The 651-nt window shown below is 75.1% G+C and carries 2 protein-coding genes; one reads left to right on the top strand and one right to left on the bottom strand.

The genetic code is table 11. From position 1 onward, the window contains the following. Positions 1–331: acylphosphatase (locus NS220_RS18950; RefSeq protein WP_346335438.1), on the top strand; the 331-nt coding region annotated here is incomplete at its 5' end. A gap of 2 nt (positions 332–333) precedes the next feature. Here NS220_RS18950 and NS220_RS18955 read toward each other — a convergent pair. Next, a partial coding sequence (locus NS220_RS18955; RefSeq protein ID WP_193755436.1) for a nitronate monooxygenase occupies positions 334–651 on the bottom strand: 318 nt, incomplete at its 5' end.

The following is a 651-nucleotide window of genomic DNA, read 5'->3' on the forward strand; positions in this document are numbered from 1 at the left end:
GCCCGACACCCCGCGCCCGACGCCGGGTGCCCGCCCCGGCGACGAGAATGGGCCCATGCGAGCAGTGGCCATCACGGTGCACGGACGGGTGCAGGGCGTCGGATTCCGGTACTCCCTCCGCGAAGAAGCACAGCGCCGGGGCGTGCGGGGGTGGGTGCGCAACCGCCGCGACGGATCGGTCGAGGCCCTTCTGTCCGGCGACGCCCGAGAGGTGGACGCCGTCCTCGCGTGGGCGCACCAGGGTCCGCCGTCGGCCGAGGTCGATCGGGTCGACGTCGCCGACAGCTCAGAGACCGCCCCGGACGGGTTCGAGATCCGCGCGACCGCCTGAGCTCAGCCGGGAACCCCCGCCCGCAACTCCTCCAGTACGTCGCCCGCGTCGTCGAACCGCGCGAGCCCCGCCGCCTGCCCCGCCCACAGCGACACCAGGTCCGGGTCGCCCGCAGCGCTCGCCGCAGCCCGGAACACCCCCGTGAGCCAATTCTGCGCGGGGAACGGGGCGATCATGCCCGCGGCCTCCAGCTCGCGCATCGCGCGGTTCGGGATGCCACGAGCCACACGCCCGCTCATCGCCCGAGTGAGCACGGTGTCGGTGTCGGCCGCGGCGGCGATCGCCGCACGATGCCCCTCGGTGGCGGCCGACTGCCGCGT

The sequence above is a fragment of the Microbacterium testaceum genome (assembly GCF_001476655.1).
GTDB lineage: Bacteria > Actinomycetota > Actinomycetes > Actinomycetales > Microbacteriaceae > Microbacterium > Microbacterium testaceum_C.